14 protein-coding genes and 1 pseudogene are annotated in these 17,678 nt (G+C 72.5%); 8 read left to right on the top strand and 7 right to left on the bottom strand.

The features are described from left to right. Window positions 1-43 precede the first annotated feature (43 nt). Window positions 44-3,952, bottom strand: a complete 3,909-nt coding sequence (hrpA, locus tag V5P93_RS14390) for an ATP-dependent RNA helicase HrpA (RefSeq protein ID WP_104475951.1) — start codon at window positions 3,950-3,952, stop codon at window positions 44-46. Between the two features lie 134 nt (window positions 3,953-4,086). On the opposite strand from hrpA, the gene V5P93_RS14385 reads away from it, so the two are divergent. From V5P93_RS14385 to V5P93_RS14370, 4 genes are all read left to right on the top strand, one after another. Then, entirely contained in the window at window positions 4,087-4,773 is a 687-nt protein-coding gene (locus V5P93_RS14385) for a response regulator transcription factor (RefSeq protein ID WP_181043251.1), read from the top strand. Window positions 4,774-4,778: 5 nt separating this feature from the next. Next, window positions 4,779-5,801 (top strand): HAMP domain-containing sensor histidine kinase, encoded by a 1,023-nt coding sequence (locus V5P93_RS14380; RefSeq protein ID WP_104476718.1) that lies wholly within the window; start codon window positions 4,779-4,781, stop codon window positions 5,799-5,801. Window positions 5,802-5,881: 80 nt separating this feature from the next. After that, window positions 5,882-6,700 carry an arylamine N-acetyltransferase gene (locus tag V5P93_RS14375; RefSeq protein WP_181043250.1) on the top strand — a complete coding sequence of 273 codons (819 nt, stop codon included), beginning with the start codon at window positions 5,882-5,884 and terminating at the stop codon, window positions 6,698-6,700. Window positions 6,701-6,762: 62 nt separating this feature from the next. Beyond that, window positions 6,763-7,986, top strand: coding sequence for an NAD(P)/FAD-dependent oxidoreductase (locus tag V5P93_RS14370; protein WP_181043249.1), 1,224 nt, complete (start codon window positions 6,763-6,765; stop codon window positions 7,984-7,986). On the opposite strand, the gene V5P93_RS14365 is transcribed toward V5P93_RS14370, so the two are convergent. Beyond that, entirely contained in the window at window positions 7,987-9,192 is a 1,206-nt protein-coding gene (locus V5P93_RS14365; protein WP_104475947.1) for a GAF domain-containing sensor histidine kinase, read from the bottom strand. Window positions 9,193-9,351: 159 nt separating this feature from the next. Here V5P93_RS14365 and V5P93_RS14360 point away from each other — a divergent pair, with 159 nt between their 5' ends. After that, window positions 9,352-9,774, top strand: coding sequence for a DUF6319 family protein (locus V5P93_RS14360; RefSeq protein WP_104475945.1), 423 nt, complete (start codon window positions 9,352-9,354; stop codon window positions 9,772-9,774). Window positions 9,775-10,303: 529 nt separating this feature from the next. Here the strand turns inward: V5P93_RS14360 and V5P93_RS14355 are convergent. After that, window positions 10,304-11,085, bottom strand: a pseudogene (locus V5P93_RS14355) (enoyl-CoA hydratase/isomerase family protein). Window positions 11,086-11,168: 83 nt separating this feature from the next. Here V5P93_RS14355 and V5P93_RS14350 point away from each other — a divergent pair. The 3 genes from V5P93_RS14350 to V5P93_RS14340 all read left to right on the top strand — a co-directional run bounded on the left by V5P93_RS14350 (window position 11,169) and on the right by V5P93_RS14340 (window position 13,736). Further along, window positions 11,169-12,641 carry an SDR family NAD(P)-dependent oxidoreductase gene (locus tag V5P93_RS14350; protein WP_104475943.1) on the top strand — a complete coding sequence of 491 codons (1,473 nt, stop codon included), beginning with the start codon at window positions 11,169-11,171 and terminating at the stop codon, window positions 12,639-12,641. Window positions 12,642-12,729: 88 nt separating this feature from the next. Continuing rightward, window positions 12,730-13,341: a hypothetical protein gene (locus V5P93_RS14345; RefSeq protein ID WP_146107870.1), complete on the top strand. Its 612-nt coding sequence runs from the start codon at window positions 12,730-12,732 to the stop codon at window positions 13,339-13,341. Window positions 13,342-13,436: 95 nt separating this feature from the next. Continuing rightward, window positions 13,437-13,736 carry a hypothetical protein gene (locus V5P93_RS14340; RefSeq protein WP_104475940.1) on the top strand — a complete coding sequence of 100 codons (300 nt, stop codon included), beginning with the start codon at window positions 13,437-13,439 and terminating at the stop codon, window positions 13,734-13,736. 5 nt (window positions 13,737-13,741) lie between these two features. Here V5P93_RS14340 and V5P93_RS14335 read toward each other — a convergent pair whose 3' ends face one another. The 4 genes from V5P93_RS14335 to V5P93_RS14320 form a co-directional block, all read right to left on the bottom strand. Next, complete coding sequence (locus V5P93_RS14335) at window positions 13,742-14,374, bottom strand: DUF5753 domain-containing protein (RefSeq protein WP_104475939.1); 633 nt, start codon at window positions 14,372-14,374, stop codon at window positions 13,742-13,744. 95 nt (window positions 14,375-14,469) lie between these two features. Then, on the bottom strand, window positions 14,470-14,913 hold the full coding sequence (locus V5P93_RS14330; RefSeq protein WP_104475938.1) for a response regulator: 444 nt from the start codon (window positions 14,911-14,913) through the stop codon (window positions 14,470-14,472). Continuing rightward, complete coding sequence (locus tag V5P93_RS14325) at window positions 14,910-16,499, bottom strand: ATP-binding protein (protein WP_104475936.1); 1,590 nt, start codon at window positions 16,497-16,499, stop codon at window positions 14,910-14,912. The genes V5P93_RS14330 and V5P93_RS14325 overlap by 4 nt, the downstream gene beginning before the upstream one ends. After that, on the bottom strand, window positions 16,492-17,667 hold the full coding sequence (locus V5P93_RS14320; protein ID WP_104475934.1) for a PP2C family protein-serine/threonine phosphatase: 1,176 nt from the start codon (window positions 17,665-17,667) through the stop codon (window positions 16,492-16,494). The genes V5P93_RS14325 and V5P93_RS14320 overlap by 8 nt, the downstream gene beginning before the upstream one ends. Window positions 17,668-17,678 lie beyond the last annotated feature (11 nt).

The following is a 17,678-nucleotide window of genomic DNA, read 5'->3' as shown; positions in this document are numbered from 1 at the left end:
CCGCACCAACAGAATCCTCCCAGGCGGCAAGGACCAGCACACCTCAGGGATTCAACTGCTGGATAGCCTTCACGATCCGCTTGTCGGAAATCGATCCCGGAGTCCCCAACGTCTGCGCGAAGTAGCTGATCCGCAGTTCCTCGATCATCCACCGCACCGACCTGGTGACCTCCGCATCCCGCGCGCTGGGCCGCAACTGCTCCACCGCCTCGTGGTACGAGTCCTCCAGGTCCTGCACCACGTGCATCCAAGTCCGGTCCCGATCCGGCCGCTCCGGCAACTTGTCCAACCGCCGCTCGATACCGCGCAGGTACCGTTCCACGTCGCCCAGCCGCCGCACACCGGTCGCCGCCACGAATCCCGGGAAGATCAACCCAGCCAGTTGCTCGCGGATGTCCGCCAAGGGCTCCACGAAGATGGGGCCCTTCGTCCGGGAAAGCCGGTTCTGCACGTCGTTCCACGCGATCACGACCTTGCGGACCCGGTCGAGCACCTCGACGGTCGTCTCGTTCAGCCGGGTTCGCACCGCTTCCTTGAGCCGGTCGAAGTCCGCCTCGGTCCACGCGGGCCCGCCCGCCCGCGTGATCAGGAAATCCGCCGCCGCCTCGACGCAATCGGCCAGTAGGGCCGGGACTCCGCCGTGCGGGTTGTGCGACAACGCGAGTTTGGCCTGGTTCGACAGGCTCCGCACCACGTGCTTCACCGGCGACGGGACCATCAGCAGCACCAGCCGCCGGGTTCCCGTCCACATCGCGGCGCGCTGGTCCGGTTCGGTGTCGAGCATCCGGACGGCCACCGACTGGCCCTCGTCGACCAGTGCCGGGTAGGCCGTGACGACCAACCCGTTCTGCTCCGTCCGGGCGACCTTCGGCAGCGTCCCGATCGTCCACGACGTCAGGCCGCGCCGCTCCAGGTCCACCGTCGCCTCGGCGAGCGAGGCCCGCAGCTGCGACTTCAGCTGCTCCTTCAACGCGCCCAGGTCCTTGCCCTGTGCCAGGGTGCGGTCGCCGTCGACGATCTGGAACGTGGTCTTCAGGTGGTCCGGCACGGACTCCAGCTGCCAGGCGTCCCGCGGGATCACCACACCGGTCAGCGCCCGCAGCTCGCGCCCGACCGCGTCCGGCAGCGACTCCTCGGCCTCCTTCAACCGCGCCACAACGGCTTTGGCGAAGTCCGGTACGGGCACGAAGTTGCGGCGCAGCGGCTTCGGCAGCGACCGGATCAGCGCGGTCACCACTTCCTCCCGCTGCCCCGGCACCTGCACCGAGAACCCGTCCCCCGACAGCTGGTTGAGCACCGCGATCGGCACCCGCGCCGTCACGCCGTCGTCGGCGCGGCCCGGTTCGAACCGGTAGCTCAGCGGCAGCGACAACCCCTGCTGCCGCAACGTGTCCGGGAAGTCCTGTTCGCTGATGTCCCGCGCGGTGTCGTTGACCAGCATGGACTTGGAGAAGTTCAGCAGCTCCGGCTGCTCGTGCCGGGTCTTCTTCCACCACGTGTCGAAGTGCCGCCCCGACACGACCTCCGCCGGGATCCGCTCGTCGTAGAAGCGGAACAGCGTCTCGTCGTCGACCATGATGTCGCGCCGCCGGGCGCGGTGCTCCAGCTCCTCCACCTCGCGCAGCAGGGCTCGGTTGTCGCGGAAGAAGTGGTGCCGGGTCTGCCAGTCGCCCTCGACCAGGGCGTGCCGGATGAACAGGTCCCGCGACATCTCCGGGTCGATCCGTCCGTAGTGGACTTTGCGGTCCACGACGATCGGCAGCCCGTAGAGCGTGACCCGCTCGGTCGCCACCACGGACCCCTGCCGCGCCTCCCAGTGCGGCTCGCTGTGGATCCGCTTCACCAGGTGCTCGGCCAGCGGCTCCACCCACTCCGGCTCGATCCGGGCCGCGATCCGCGCCCACAGCCGGGTGGTCTCCACCAGCTCCGCCGCCATCACCCAGCGCGGCGGCTTCTTGAACAGCGCCGAGCCGGGGAACACCGCGAACTTGGCGTTGCGCGCGCCGAAGTAGTCCTTGCCCGCCGGGTCGCGGAAACCGATGTGCGACAGCAGACCCGACAGCAGCGCGATGTGGATGTTGCGCGGGTCGGGCCGCACGTCGTTCGGCGTGATCCCGAGCTGCTTGGCGATCTGACGCAGCTGCGAGTGGATGTCCTGCCACTCGCGGATCCGCAGGTAGTTCAGGAACTCCGCCTTGCACTGGCGGCGGAACCGGTTGCCGGACAGCTCCTTCTGCTGCTCCCGCACGTACTCCCACAGGTTCAGGAAGCTGAGGAAGTCCGAGTCCGGGTCGGCGAACCGGGCGTGCTTCTCCGCCGCCGCCTGCTGCTTCTCCTGCGGCCGCTCGCGCGGGTCCTGGATGGACAGTGCGGCCGCGATCACCATGACCTCGGTGACGCAGCCGTTGCGGTCCGCCTCGATGACCATGCGCGCCAGCCGGGGGTCCACCGGCAGCTGGGCCAGCTTGCGCCCCAACGGTGTCAGCCGCTTGGCCGGGTCCTTCTCGGCCGGGTCGAGCGCGCCCAGTTCCTGCAGCAGCTGCACGCCGTCGGCGATGTGGCGGCGGTCCGGCGGGTCGATGAACGGGAAGTCCGCCATCTCGCCGAGGTCGGCCGCGCTCATCTGCAGGATGACCGACGCCAGGTTCGTGCGCAGGATCTCGGGGTCGGTGAACTCGGGCCGGGACTCGAAATCCGCTTCGCTGTAGAGCCGGACGCAGATACCGTCGGAGGTGCGGCCGCAGCGGCCCTTGCGCTGGTTGGCCGAGGCCTGCGAGACGGGTTCGATCGGCAGCCGCTGGACCTTGAGCCGGTTGCTGTACCGGGAGATCCGCGCGGTACCGGGGTCGACGACGTACTTGATGCCCGGCACCGTCAGCGACGTCTCGGCGACGTTGGTGGCCAGCACGACCCGTCTACCGCTGTGCGCCTGGAAGACCCGGTGCTGCTCGGCGCTGGAGAGCCGCGCGTACAGCGGCAGGATCTCGGTGCCGCGCAGGTTCCGCGCGGACAACGCCTCCGCGGTGTCGCGGATCTCGCGCTCGCCGGAGAGGAACACCAGGACGTCGCCCGGCCCCTCGGCGCACAATTCGTCGACCGCGTCGAGGATGCCCTGGGTCTGGTCGCGGTCCGGGTCGGCGTCGGGGTCCTCCGGGTCGACCAGCGGCCGGTAGCGCACCTCCACCGGGTACGTGCGGCCGGAGACCTCGACGATCGGCGCGTCGCCGAAGTGCCGGGAGAACCGCTCGGGGTCGATGGTCGCCGACGTGATGACGACCTTGAGGTCCGGGCGCCGGGGCAGCAGCCGGGCCAGGTAGCCGAGCAGGAAGTCGATGTTGAGGCTGCGCTCGTGCGCCTCGTCGATGATGATCGTGTCGTAGGCCGACAGCAGCCGGTCGTTCTGGATCTCGGCGAGCAGGATGCCGTCGGTCATCAGCTTGACCAGGGTGCGGTCGCCGACCTGGTCGGTGAACCGGACCTTCCAGCCGACGGTCTCCCCCAGCGGCGTGCCGACCTCCTCGGCGACCCGCTCGGCCACCGTGCGCGCGGCGATCCGGCGCGGCTGGGTGTGCCCGATGAAGCCGCGGATCCCCCGGCCGAGCTCCAGGCAGATCTTGGGCAGCTGGGTCGTCTTCCCGGAGCCGGTCTCACCGGCCACGATGACGACCTGGTGGTCGCGGATCGCCGCGAGGATGTCCTCCCGGCGCTGGCTGACCGGCAGCTCCTCCGGGTACTTGAGCTCGGGCACGGAAGCCCGCCGCGCGTCGACGCGCCGCTTGGCGGCCTCGATCTCCTCGGCGATCTTCTCCCGGGCCGCCTGCCTGCGCTTGGGGTCGCGGGTCTTGCGCAGGCCCTCGAGCCTGCGGCCGAGCCGCTGCTCGTCGCGCAGCGTCAAGTCGGGCAGGGCGGCGCGCAGGTCGGCCGGGCCCGCGCTGGTGTCTGTGCTGCTCATCTCCCTACCAGCGTAGGCAATGCCCCCGGTGCGCTTCATCCCGGTTTCCCCGTGCCCGGTGAGCTGTGCACCTCCACACAACGTTCACACCGGACACCACCGAAACGCACACCGATTGCTTACAGTCACCACCCATGGGGAACAAGCGTCGGGTGCTGGTGGTCGAGGACGAGCAGACCATCGCCGAGTCGGTGGCCGCGCGGTTGCGCGCGGAGGGGTTCGAGGTCGACCTGGCCCACGACGGCCCGTCGGGGGTGGCCGCGGCCGCCGAGCACCGGCCCGACCTGGTGGTCCTCGACGTGATGCTGCCCGGCTTCGACGGCCTGGAGGTGTGCCGCCGGGTGCAGGCGCAGCGCCCGGTGCCGGTGCTCATGCTCACCGCGCGTGACGACGAGACCGACCTGCTGGTCGGCCTGGGCGTCGGCGCCGACGACTACATGACCAAGCCGTTCTCCCCGCGCGAGCTGGTGGCGCGGGTGCACGCGTTGATGCGCCGGGTGGACCGGGCCGCGCACGCCGACCCGGCCGGGGCGCCGCTGGTGGTCGGCGACCTGGAGGTGGACGCGGTGCAGCGCCGGGTCCGCCGGGGCGGCACGCCCGCGCACCTGACCCCGATCGAGTTCGACCTGCTGGCGTACCTGGCGGCCCGGCCGCGCGCGGTGCAGCCCCGCGAGCGGCTGCTGGCCGAGATCTGGGGCTGGGGCGAGGCGGCGGGCACCCGTACCGTCGACAGCCACGTCAAGGCGCTGCGGCGCAAGCTGGGCGCCGACCTGATCCGCACCGTGCACGGTGTCGGCTACGCGCTGGAGGTGCCGGAGTGAGCGGGTTGCGGGCGCGGCTGAGCACCCTGGCCGACTGGCTGCCGCGCCCCCTCGACCCGGTCCGCTCGATCAAGCTGAAGCTGGGCATCCTGCTGGTGTTCTCCGGCAGCGCCGGGCTGTCCTACTTCTGGCTGATGATCGGCTGGATCCCGACGAACACCTCGATCACCGCCATCGTCGGCGCGCTGGTCGTCTCGCAGATCCTGGCGCACGGCATGACCCGGCCGCTGCGCGAGATGACCGCGGCGGCCCGCGCGATGGCCCGCGGCGACTACTCGCGCCGGGTCCGGGTGACCGCCCGAGACGAGGTGGGCGAGCTGGGCCGGGCGTTCAACCAGATGAGCGCCGACCTCGACGCCGCCGACCGGCACCGCCGGGAGCTGATCGCCAACGTCTCGCACGAGCTGCGCACCCCGATCGCGGCGCTGCAGGCGGTGCTGGAGAACGTGGTCGACGGCATCAGCGAGGCCGACCCGGCGACCATGCGCACCGCGCTGGCGCAGACCGAGCGGCTGGGCAGGCTGGTGACCGAACTGCTGGACCTCTCGCGCATCGACGCGGGCGCCCACCAGCTCGACCAGGAGCCGGTCGCGGTCGGGCAGCTGTTCACCGAGGTGGTGGCCGAGGCGAAGGTCAACGCGGTCGCGGCGGGCCGCTCGGCGCGGTTCAGCACCCGGGTCGCGGACAACGCCGAGCTGGTCGTGGCCGACCGGGAGCGGCTGCACCAGGTGCTGGTCAACCTGGTCGACAACGCCGTGCGGCACGGCCCGCCGGACGGCGAGGTCCGGTTGGTCGCCGCCCGCTCGCAGGCCGGGGTGCTGCTGGAGGTCCGCGACGACGGCCCGGGCATCGCGGTGGCCGAGCGCGACCTGGTCTTCCAGCGCTTCACCCGGGGCGAGCGCGCCCGGGGCGGCGGCACGGGGTTGGGCCTGTCCATCGCCCGCTGGGTGGTGGACCTGCACGGCGGCACCATCGCGGTGGTGGACTCGTCCCGCGGCTGCCGCATCCGGATCACGCTGCCCACCTGAGATCTGCGTCGCCCATTGGTGGCACCACGGCCCAGGATCACTACTTTAGGTATGGGTTGTCACTGGGTTGGGGGACGCACGTGGACGAATGGCAGAGTGACCGGCTCGATCTCGACGCGTACCTCGAGCGCATCGGGGTGACCGGGGACCTCCCCGTGTCGCCTGCGACGCTGACGCGGGTCAACCGCGCGCACGCGCTCAGCCTCCCGTTCGAGAACCTGGACGTCGTGCTCGGCCGCGGTGTCGACGTCGACCTCGACGCGATCCAGGCCAAGCTCGTCCGGGGCGGGCGCGGCGGCTACTGCTACGAGCAGAACCTCCTCTACGGCGCCGCCGTGGAGCGGCTCGGGTTCACCGTGACCCGCCTGATCGCCCGCACCGACCTCGACGCGCCCCGGCCCCGGCCGCGCACCCACATGACCCTGCTCGTCCACCTCGACGGCGGGACCTACCTGACCGACGTCGGCTTCGGCAACGACGGCCCGACCGAGCCGGTCCCGCTCGTCGACGGCGCCGAGGTCGTGCAGAGCGGCACCCGCTACCGGGTCACCCGCGAACCCGCGCCGGGCCGGTGGCTGCTCGCCCGCCACCGCGTCGACCACTGGTTCCCGCTCTACCGGTTCACCGACGAGCCCCACCACCAGGTGGACGTCGTGGTCGCCAACCACTTCATCTCCACGCACCCGCGCTCGCCGTTCGTCGGCCGCGTCTACCTCGGGCGGATCACCGACGACTGGCGGCTCAACCTCAACGACCGGGTCCTGACCCTCGTGCGCCCCGACGGCGCCGAGGAGCGCTCGGAGGTCACCGACGCCGAGGTCCCCGCCCTGCTGCGCGAGCGCTTCGGGCTGCGGCTCTCCGCCGAGGACACCGCGAAGATCGTCGCCGCGCTGCCGTGAGCCCCGGACGGGTGGCCTGTCGACGGCCACCCGGACCACACCGCTCAACTACGGTTGCGCCCGTGGCGATCGAAACCGACACCGTCGTGGTGGGGGCAGGGCTGGCGGGGCTGGCCGCGGCGCGGACGTTGCTCGACGCGGGCCGCGAGGTGGTCGTGGTCGAGGCGGACGAGGCCCCGGGCGGGCGGGTCCGCACCGACCGGGTGGACGGGCTGCTGCTCGACCGCGGCTTCCAGGTCTTCAACGCCGCCTACCCGGCCGCCCGGGAGTTGCTGGACATCGACGCGCTGCGCCTGCGGCCGTTCCTGCCCGCGGTGCTGGTCAGCGACCGCGACGGCCTGCACATCGTCGCCGACCCGCGCAGGCTGCCCGCCCGGTTCCGGGAGACGCTCAGGGCGCCGATCGGCTCGCTGCCGCGCAAGGCCATGCTCGGCGCGTACGCCGCCGCCCTGGCCGCTGCCTCCGCCCGCACGCTGCGCGGCCGCGACGACCGCCCGTTCCGCGTCCGCCTGGCCAACTACGGCATCACCGGGCCGGTGCTGGAGCGGTTCGTGCGGCCGCTGCTCTCCGGTGTCTTCCTCGACCCCGACCTGACCGTGCCGAGCCGGTTCGCCGAGTTCGTGGTGCGCAGCCTCGCGCGCGGCGAGATCGGCGTGCCCGCGGGTGGCATGCGGGCCATCCCCGACCAGCTCGCGGCGGGCATGCCCGCGGACTCGGTGCAGTACAGCTACCCGATCCGGGAGGTCGCCCCCGGACGCGTCACCGGCGACTTCGGCACCGTCACCGCCCGGTCGGTGGTCGTCGCCGTCGGCGGGCACGTGGCGGCGTCGCTGCTCGGCGACCGGGTGCCGAACACGCCGACGCGCGGCTGCGTCACGCACTACCACCTGGCCGACTTCCCGCCGGTCGCCGACGGCGCGCTGGTGGTGGACGCGGAGCGGCGCGGGCCCGTGGCCAACTCCGTCGTGCTCACCAACGCCGCCCCGGAGTACGCGCCCCGGGGCGTGCTGGTCTCGTCCACCTCGATCGGCCCGGACGACCCGGGCGAGGAGGCCGTCCGGGCGCACCTGGCGAAGCTGTACCACCAGGACACGAGCGCGTGGCGGCACGTGCGCACCTACCGCGTCCCGCACGCCCTCCCGGTCGCCAACGGGTCGCTGCGCAAGCCGGTGGCCCTGGGCGACGGCATCTACGTGTGCGGCGACCACCGCGACACCCCGTCCATCCAGGGCGCGCTGGTGTCCGGCAGGCGGGCCGCGCGGGCGGTGCTCAGGGACACCGAGTAGCTACCACCAGGGCTTGTCGTCGGACGGGCCGTTCGCGGGCAGCATCACCTCGAACACGCTGCCGCCACCGACCGCGGGGAACGCGGTGATCCGGCCGCCGTGCGCCTCGACGATGCCGCGGGTGATCGCCAGGCCGAGGCCCGCGCTGCCCGCCGTGCGCTGCACCGGCATGTCGAACTGCACGAACGGCTCGAAGATCGCCTCCAGCCGCTCCGGCGGCACGCCCGGCCCCGAGTCGCGCACGGCGATCGTGGCCCACTGCCCCACCAGCTCGCAGCTCACCTCGACGCGCGACCCGGCCGCCGACACCCGCACCGCGTTGGCCAGCAGGTTCGTCAGCACCTGGACCAGCCGGTCGGCGTCGCCGCGCAGGTACGCCTGGTCCGCGCACACCACCTCGATCCGCACCCGGGCCTCCAGCGAGGCGTGCGCGACGGCGGCGACCGTGGACTCGATGACGTCCATGACCGCGATGTCGTCGAGGCGCAGCCGCAGCTGGCCGCGGCGCATCTGCTGCAGGTCGAGCACGTCGGTGGACAGCCGGACCAGGCGCTCGGCGTTGCGGGCCGCGATCTGGACCAGGGGTCGCATGTCGGGGTCGAGTTCGCCGAAGTCGCCGGAGAGGATCATCTCCAGCGAGCTGCTCACCGAGGTCAGCGGGGTGCGCAGCTCGTGGCTGACCATGGACACGAAGTCCCTGCGGGTCGTCTCCCACTGCTGGGCCTGCACGACCGTGCACTCCAGCTCCACCCAGGCGGCCAGGTCGCGCAGGTCCTGGCGGGCGGCGGGGGTGAGCTTGCGCGGCACCCGGTCGACCACGCACAGCGTGCCGACCAGGTGGCCGGAGGGGGCGGCGATGGGCTGGCCCGCGTAGAAGCGGATGTACGGGTCGCCCAGCACGTGCGGGTTGTCGGCGAACCGGGGGTCCTCGGTGGCGTCGAACACCTCCAGCAGGGTGCCCGCAGCGACGGCGTGCGTGCAGAAGGAGACGTCGCGCGGGGTGCTCTCCCCCTCGAGGCCCACGCAGGACTTGAACCACTGCCGGTCCACGTCGACCAGGCTCACCAGCGCGATGGGCACGCCGAGCAGTCTCTGCGCCAGCCGGGTGATGCGGTCGAAGCGCTCCTCGCGCGGTGTGTCGAGCAGCCGCAGCGCGCGCACCGCCGCGAGCCGCTGGATCTCCGAATCCCATCCCACCGTGGTCACCCCCCGAGTATCAGACGGCGCTGACCTGCGGGTTCGGCTCCTGACGGGAGGTACGCCCGATCAGGTGACGATCGACTATGCCTGCCCCGGCCGCGTCGAACAGGCGAACGAGTGTTCTAATTCAGCGGATTCACCAGGCGTCGTGAGAGGGAGTGGATCTTGTCCACCGAGACTGAGAACGAGCAGGCGGAGACCTCGGCGGCCGCCCCGTTGGTCCCCGAGGCCGGGCAGCCCGAGGCGGCCGAGGAGCAGGCCGCGCCACCCGCCAAGAAGCCGAGGGCGCCCCGCACCCAGAGCACCGCGAAGAAGACCCGCACCGTGGAGCTGACCCTCACCGTCACCGGCACCGCCGAGGGCGAGTGGCAGGCCGAGCTCACCCAGGGCGGCAAGCGGCTGCTGCAGGGCCTGACGGTCCCCGCGGCCGCGGTGTCCCGTGCCGCCGCCGAGCTGCACGAGGACATCTCGAAGGCCATCGAGACCGTCCTCGACACCGCGCGCGAGCAGCACCGGGCGCGGATGGAGGAGCTCGAGGCCGAGCTGTCGAAGGTCAAGGCGGCGCTCGCCGAGCTCCAGGAGGGCTGAGCCGCACCCGCGTCGGGGCCGCCGCACCCACTCCCGGGGACGGCGGCCCTCGCGCTGTCCGGCCCCCTGCCGCACCCACTCGCGCCCGCCCTTCGACGCGGCGTTCAGGGCATCGCCCGGCCGCATCCGTCCCCGTTCACCTACTTCGCGTCTCCCCGAACACGGCCTTCACCGCACGCCCACCACCTCAACGCCCCTGACCCACCTTCACCGCGCATGTCGCCCGACCACCGCGCTTCCCCTCTCTGACCGCGCCCGCAGCACTGCCTGCCCCACGCGCACCGCCCACTCCCCACCGCTCCGAGGCGCCACTGCGCCCCGCGCCCTCTCCGCGCCCGTCGGAACCGAGTTGTCCACAGCCTTGATCATCTCCGCGCCGAATCGTCGGTAGCCGCCGGTAGAATCGATTTCGGGGGCCGGAGGCATGCCAAGATCAACCCGCCCGGCCCGCGCAGCTCGCGCCGATCCGAACGGCTCAGCATCCGCGAGCACCACAGCCGGGCTCCGGGGCCGGACGCGCCAACCCGGCTCAGCGGCCCGTGAAGGTGGCCCGGCCCGGTCCGTCTGTCAGGAACGAGGCCACCGCGGCCCGCAGGTCCTCGGTCGCGAACAGGTCAGCCGCGATCCCCGCGACGCGCGCGTTCGCCTCCCCCACCCCGCCCGCCTCGAAGTGCCGGATCACCCGCTTGGTCGCCGCGTGCGCCCGCGTCGGCCCCTCGGCCAGCAGCGTCGCGTACGACAGCGCCACCGCGGCGAACCCGTCCTCCGGCAGCACCTCGTTGACCACGTTCCACCCCGCCAGGGTGTCCGCGTCGTACTTGTCGCCGGTCAGCACCAGTTCCTTCGCCCGCCCCACCCCGGCCCGGGCCGCCAGCCGCTGGGTGCCGCCCATCGTGGGGGTGAGGCCGATGACGCGCTCCACCAGCCCGAACCGGGCCTGCCGGGCGGCCAGGATCAGGTCGCAGGCCAGCGCCACCTCGAACGCCCAGGTCAGGCACAGGCCGTGCGCGGCGAACACGGTCGGGCAGTCCAGCGCCGCGATCCGGTTCGGCAGCTCGATCATGGTGTCGAACAGCGCCCGCGCCGCCTCGACCGACCCCGAGCCGCGAACAGCGCCACGTCGACCCCGCCGCTTACGACCTTGCCCTCGGCCCGGACCAGCACCGCGCGCGGCGGGTCCGCCTCGACGGCGTCGAGGGCACGGGCGAAGTCCTCGTGCAGCTCGGCGGTGTAGAGGTTCAGCGACGGCGCGTCGACGGTCAGCACCGCCACCCCGCCCACCCGGTCCACCCGCACCTCGGTCACGGCCACTCCCCTCGTCGGTCCCGGGGCATGGGTACCACCTCGGCGGCATCTACAGTGATGGGGTTTCACCGACCAGGGGGCAGTGCGGCATGACAGCGGTTCAGGACACGGCGGCGGACCAGGACGAGGAGTACGGGCCCGGGATCGACCCCGAGCGCATGCGTGCCTGTCTGGCGGTGTTGGCCGAGGTCAACGACCTGCCCACCGAGCACCCCGACGCCGTCGCCGTGCGCCGGGCCACAGCGGGCATCTACAAGTCCGTGCGGCAGCGGCGCAAGGCGGCGAAGAGGGCGGCGGTCACCGCGGCCGACGAGGCCGTCACGGCCGCCACCGCGACCGGGGCGCCGAACCGCATCGACGACGAGACCCAGGGCATCCCGCTGGTCTCGGCCACCCCCGGCGCCAGCGCGGGCACGCTGCTGCGCGCCCGCTCCTGCTACACCTGCAAGCAGCGCTACCACGTCGTCGACGCCTTCTACCACCAGCTCTGCCCGCCGTGCGCGGAGCTGAACCGCTCCCGCCGCGACGCGCGCACGGACCTGACCGGGCGCCGCGCCCTGCTCACCGGGGGTCGGGCCAAGATCGGCATGTACATCGCGCTGCGGCTGCTGCGCGACGGCGCGCACACCACGATCACCACCCGGTTCCCGCGCGACGCCGTGCGCCGGTTCGCCGCGATGCCCGACTCCGCCGACTGGCTGCACCGGCTGCGGGTCGTCGGCATCGACCTGCGCGACCCGGCGCAGGTCGTGGAGCTGGCCGACGCGGTGGCCGCGCAGGGGCCGCTGGACATCCTGATCAACAACGCGGCGCAGACCGTGCGGCGGTCGCCCGGTGCGTACGCGCCGCTGGCCGACGCCGAGGCGGCGCCGCTGCCGCCCGGGCCGCTGCCGGAGGTGCTCACGCTCGGCCGCGCCAGCGCCGCGCACCCGGCTGCCCTGGTGGGCGCGGTGGAGGCGCACACGCACGACGTGCACCCGCTGACGGCGCTCGCGCTGACCGCCGGGTCGGCCAGCCCGGCGCGGATCGCGGACAACACGGCGATCGACGCGGGCGGGCTGGTGCCGGACCTGCACCCGGTGAACAGCTGGACGCAGCGCGTGCACGAGGTGGACGCGATGGAGCTGCTGGAGGTGCAGCTCTGCAACCAGACCGCGCCGTTCATCCTGGTGAGCAGGCTGCGCCCGGCGCTGGCCGCGGCCGCGGCGCGGCGCAAGTACGTGGTCAACGTCTCGGCGATGGAGGGCCAGTTCGGCCGCGCCTACAAGGGCCCCGGCCACCCGCACACCAACATGGCCAAGGCCGCGCTGAACATGCTGACCCGCACCAGCGCTGAGGAGATGCTCTCCGCCGACGGCATCCTGATGACCGCCGTGGACACCGGCTGGATCACCGACGAGCGTCCACACCCGACGAAGATGCGGTTGGCCGACGAGGGGTTCCACGCCCCGCTGGACCTGGTCGACGGCGCGGCGCGGGTGTACGACCCGATCGTGCGCGGCGAAGCCGGTGAGGACATCCGCGGCTGCTTCCTCAAGGACTACGCGCCCGCCGCCTGGTGATCTCGGCGACGACCACAAGCAGCAACCTTCCCCCTGGCCCCGCGTCTCTGTGCGTGAGAGAAACAGCTAACGGGGACGGGTGGGGACAATGCGGGCGAATGTGGTCAAGGGGCTGTTATTGGGCGCGGTTCTGGCCGTGGGGGCGGTCGGCTGCACGACGGTGCGCACCGCGGACGCGAGTGGCGACCCGAACACGACCAAATCGCCGTCGACGGTGACGGAAACCGTTACCGCGCAACCGTCCGCGGGCGGTGACACCGCAGAAGCCAACGCGAGCAACAAATCCACGCACCGCACCACGGCGACGACCACTACTACGACGCGCAAGAACAACACGGACACCACTACGACCACGACCAAGCCCGCGTCCACGGGCGCGAAGGTCGTGAGCCTCACCGTGGTGAAGAAGCCCGCGTGCCCGGTCCAGGCGAGCCCGGGGGCGCCGTTCTCGTCGCCCGGCGCGCCGGTGGTGATCGCGTGGAAGGTGACCGGTGCCGAGGGGGCGGCGGTCTCGGTCGACAGCCCGTCGATGTACGGCTCGTACGGCAGCGACTATCCGGCCTCGGGTCAGCTGGAGCTGTCGTTCCCGTGCGAGACCACGCCCGGCAAGACCACCCACACCTACACCGTGTGGCCCAAGGGGGTGCACGGGGTGTCGCAGAGCATCAGCGTCAGCGCGACCAACAACACGCCAGCGTGACCACTCTCCACAGTGGATCCCGCGATCGGGTGGCCGGGGCGCGCGTGAAGTCGGCGAGAACGGGTACCTCACCGGTGAGAACGAGCGGGAGGTCGGTGGTCAACGTGCGCAAGTACTTCCTGGAGGGCTTCCTCGCCATCGCGGGCGCCGCCGCGTGCGCGGCCGTGGCCACCCACATGTCGGCCACCCTGTGGACGGTCATGGCCGCCCTGCTGGGCGGGGTGGGGGTCGCCTGCTTCGCCGCCAGCCTCCGCCCCCGCGTCCCCACCACTACGGCGACCGACGACCACGACAAGCCCCACCGCAGGCACCGCCCGCGAAGGCTGGGCACCCGTGGCGCCTTCGGCTCCAGCCCCACCACCAACACCGCCCCCACGCCGCGCGCGACCCGCTGACGCGCTCAGGCCTGGCGGTCCCACTTCTCGGCGACGAGGGTGATGAAGTCCGCCGACGCGGCCGCGTCGAGCGCGGCGCGGTCGGCCGCCTCCAGGGTGTCCCGGATCCCCCCGATGACCCGGCTGTGCCAGGACGCCAGTCCGAAGGTCAGGTGCTCGAACTGGGTCACCGGGGTGGCGGCCCGGAACTCCAGGTAGGTGAACGCGCCGTCGAGCAGCGGCGTGTAGCCGCTGTCGCGGGTCAGGACCCGGATGGTGATGTTGTCGCGCGCGGCCAGGGCGACCACGTGCCTGGCCTGCGCGGCCATCGCGGCGGCGGGCACGACGGGGCGCTCGAACACCGTCCAGTACAGGTACGCGGTGTACGGCGTCGGCCCGTCCGCGCCGGTGATCACCGACTGGCGCCCCAACCTGGCCCGCACGCAGGCGTCGAGGTCGTCCTTGGTGGTCAGCACGGCGCGGGCGTAGTCGGCGGTCTGCAACAGCCTCGGCAGGACCAGCGGGCAGCCGTCGACGATCCGCGTGGCGACCCGCTCTTGGGCCAGGAACTCCGGGAACCACTCGTCCCCGCGCCGCTTCGACACGACGAAGCGGTCGTCGGGCGGGTCCGTGGTGATTCCGCGGGGTTCTTCCAGCACGGCTGTCGACCGTAGTCCGGCAGGAGGGTGGGGCAATAGCGCGCTCGGCTGACGCCGCGGTCACCCGAGGTGATCACGCCTGGTCCGGGCGAACCTCAGCGGGGCAGCTTGACCACGGTCACGAAGAACTCGTCGATCTTGCGGATGATCTCGATGAAGCGGTCGAAGTCGACCGGCTTGGTCACGTACGCGTTGGCGTGCAGCTCGTAGCTGCGCAGGATGTCCTCCTCCGCCTCCGAGGTGGTCAGCACGACCACCGGGATCAGCCGCAGCTCGGCGTCGGCCTTGATCTCGGCCAGGACCTGCCTGCCGTCGAAGCGGGGCAGGTTGAGGTCGAGCAGGATCAGGTCGGGGCGGGGGGCGTCGGCGTACTGGCCCTCGCGGCGCAGGAACTGCACGGCCTGCTCGCCGTCGCGCACCACGTGCAGCTGGTTGCGGATCTTGTAGTGCTCGAACGCCTCCCGCGTCATCAGCACGTCGCCGTCGTCGTCCTCGACCAGCAGGACGTCGATGACCTTGATGTCGGTGGGTCCGGTCATGTCTCGACTCTCTCGCGTTCGGTTTCGGCCAGGGTAGCCGGGGTCATGACCGGCAGGGTGAACCGGAACCGGGTGCCCGCCGCGTCCGGCTCCGGGTCCAGCCAGATCCGGCCGCCGTGGTAATCGATGATCTTGCGGCACATGGCCAGGCCGATGCCCGTGCCGGGGTAGGCGTCCTTGCCGTGCAGCCGCTGGAAGATGACGAACACGCGCTCGGCGAACTCGGGTTCGATGCCGATGCCGTTGTCGGTCACGGTGAACAGCCAGGTGTCGCCGTCGCGCTCGGACTCGACGCGCACCCGCGGCGGTTCGGCGCCGCGGAACTTGATGGCGTTGCCGATCAGGTTCTGGAACACCGCGGTCAGCAGCGGCGCCTCGGCCAGCACGGTCGGCAGCTCTCCCACCTCGACCTCCGCGCCCGCGTCGGTGATCGCCTCGGCGAGGTTGGCGCGGGCCTGCGCGACCAGGTCGGCGATGCGCACCGGCTCCCGGTCGCGGGCGTGCCTGCCGACCCGGCTGAACGCCAGCAGGTCGTTGATCAGCACCTGCATCCGCTTCGCGCCGTCCACCGCGAAGCCGATGTACTGGTCGGCGCGCTCGTCGAGCTGCCCCTTGTAGCGGCGCTCCAGCAGCTGGCAGAAGCTGGCGACCTTGCGCAGCGGCTCCTGCAGGTCGTGCGAGGCGACGTAGGCGAACTGCTCCAGCTCGCCGTTGGACCGCTTCAGGTCCTCGGTGCGCGCGTCCAGTTCGGCGTTGATCTGCCGCTGCACGGACACCTCGTCGAGGATCCGGCGGCGCATCGAGTCCACGTCGCCCGCCAGCTCGGTGACCTCGTGCGGGCCGGTCACCCGCAGCTCGTGCTGGAAGTCTCCGTCGGCGACCCGCCGCACGCCGCGGGCCAGGCCTGCCAGCGGGCCCGCGACCGCGGCCCGCAGCACGATCGTGACCAGCACGAACACCAGCAGCAGCACCACCGCGATGGCCACGCACACCCACACCAGGGTGTTCGCCGACGAGGCGAGGTCGGCCCGCCCGGCCTCCCGCGCCGCGTCCAGCTGGGCCTGCAGCCCGGCCACGGCCTCGCGCACCGCGTCGAAGCGCAGCTTGCCGTCCTCGGTGCCCGCCGCGTCCAGCGCCCCGGTGGCCTGGATGCGGGCGATCGTCGGCTGGGCGTAGTCCGCGCGCCACCGCTGCGCCTCGGTCTCGATGGCGGCGATCCGGTCCAGCAGGTCTGTGCGGGTCACGATGATCTGGCGCAACCGGCCGATCGCCGCGCCCTGCCGGTCGACGCCGGAGGTGTACGGCGCCAGGAACTCGGGGTTGGCGGTGAGGGCGTACCCGCGCAGCCCGGTCTCCTGGTCGACCAGGGCCGTGTCGAGCCGCAGCGCCTCCTGCACGGCCGGGTCGATCCGGTCGACGATGGTCGTGCGGGCGTCGGAGAGCCCCGCGATGGCCAGCGAGCCCGCCACCACCGCGCCCGCGAACACCGCGACGAGGAGCCCGACGGCCAGCGTCAGCCAGCGGCGCAGCGGCCAGCGCGCGCCGCGACGACTGCGGGACCAGCGGGGGGCGACCTCGTCAGGCATTCGGACCTTCCGGTAGGCGGGTGAGCAGCATGGCGGCGACGTCGTCGGTCAGGTCGCCCGCGTTGAGGTCGACGACCTCGCGGATCAGGTCGTCGAGGACCGTGGCGCGCCAGTCGGGGTGGTGCCCGGCGAGGGTGCCGACCAGGTCGGCGAGCCGGGTCGGGCCCAGCCGCTCGGCGGAGCGGTCGAGCCTGCCCTCGATCAGGCCGTCGGTGTAGAGCAGGACCGACCACGACTCGCCGAGCTCGACGGTGGCGGCGGGCCAGTCGGCCTTGCCGGTGACCCCGAGCGGCACGCCGACGGGCGCGGACAGCAGCCCGGCGGCGCGGTCGGCGGTGACCAGCACCGGCGGCGGGTGCCCGGCCAGCCGCAGCCGGGCGGTGCGGCGGTCGGGGGCGACCGAGAGCATGCAGACGGTGGCGAACAGGCCGTCGAGGTGGCGTTCGTGCGCGAGGATGCGCTGCATGGTGAACAGCACCTCCTCGACCGGGCGCTGCGCCAGCACCATGGCGCGCCAGGCCACGCGCAGGTGGACGCCGAGCGCGGCCTCGTCGGGGCCGTGGCCGCAGACGTCGCCGATGACCGCGTGCACGGTGCCGTCGTCGGCCTCGACCAGGTCGTAGAAGTCGCCGCCGAGCAGCATCCGCTGCCTGCCGGGCTGGTAGGCGAAGTCGCGGGCCAGGCGCGGGTCCGAGAGCACCGGTTTGGGCAGCAGGCCGCGTTCGAGGCGGGCCTTCTCCTTGGCGTACAGCCGCTCCTCGTGCAGCTGCCGCTGGATCTCCTCGGTGCGCGCGCGTTCCACGGCGTAGCGGATGACCCGGCTCAGCAGGTCGCCGTCGACCTGCCCCTTGACCAGGTAGTCCTGAGCGCCCGCGGCGACCGCGGCCACGCCCTGCTGCTCGTCGGCGAGGCCGGTGAGCACCACCACGGCCACGTCTCCCGCGGCCTGCTCCAGCCTGCGCAGCGCCTGCAACCCGGAGGCGTCGGGCAGGCCGAGGTCGAGCAGCACGCAGTCCTGCCCGGCCAGCAGCGGCTGGGCCTCCCCCAGGCTGTGCGCCCTGGTCAGCTGGATCGGCGCGGACACCTCGGCGAGCAACTCCTCGACGAGCAGGGCGTCACCCGCGTCGTCCTCGACCAGCAGGACGCGCACCACGTCCTGCGATGCCACGACAGCATCCA

Origin of the sequence: Actinokineospora auranticolor (genome assembly GCF_041897805.1) — a bacterium.
GTDB classification, from domain to species: Bacteria; Actinomycetota; Actinomycetes; order Mycobacteriales; family Pseudonocardiaceae; genus Actinokineospora; species Actinokineospora auranticolor.
The sequence above is the reverse complement of the archived record's forward strand: the minus strand, read 5'-3'. Positions and strand labels throughout refer to the sequence as shown.

Coding starts and splice junctions, on each gene's coding strand:
- hrpA (WP_104475951.1), bottom strand. CDS start 3,952: ATGAGCAGCACAGACACCAGCGCGGGCCCGGCCGACCTGCGCGCCGCC.
- V5P93_RS14385 (WP_181043251.1), top strand. CDS start 4,087: ATGGGGAACAAGCGTCGGGTGCTGGTGGTCGAGGACGAGCAGACCATC.
- V5P93_RS14350 (WP_104475943.1), top strand. CDS start 11,169: ATGACAGCGGTTCAGGACACGGCGGCGGACCAGGACGAGGAGTACGGG.
- V5P93_RS14345 (WP_146107870.1), top strand. CDS start 12,730: ATGCGGGCGAATGTGGTCAAGGGGCTGTTATTGGGCGCGGTTCTGGCC.
- V5P93_RS14330 (WP_104475938.1), bottom strand. CDS start 14,913: ATGACCGGACCCACCGACATCAAGGTCATCGACGTCCTGCTGGTCGAG.
- V5P93_RS14325 (WP_104475936.1), bottom strand. CDS start 16,499: ATGCCTGACGAGGTCGCCCCCCGCTGGTCCCGCAGTCGTCGCGGCGCG.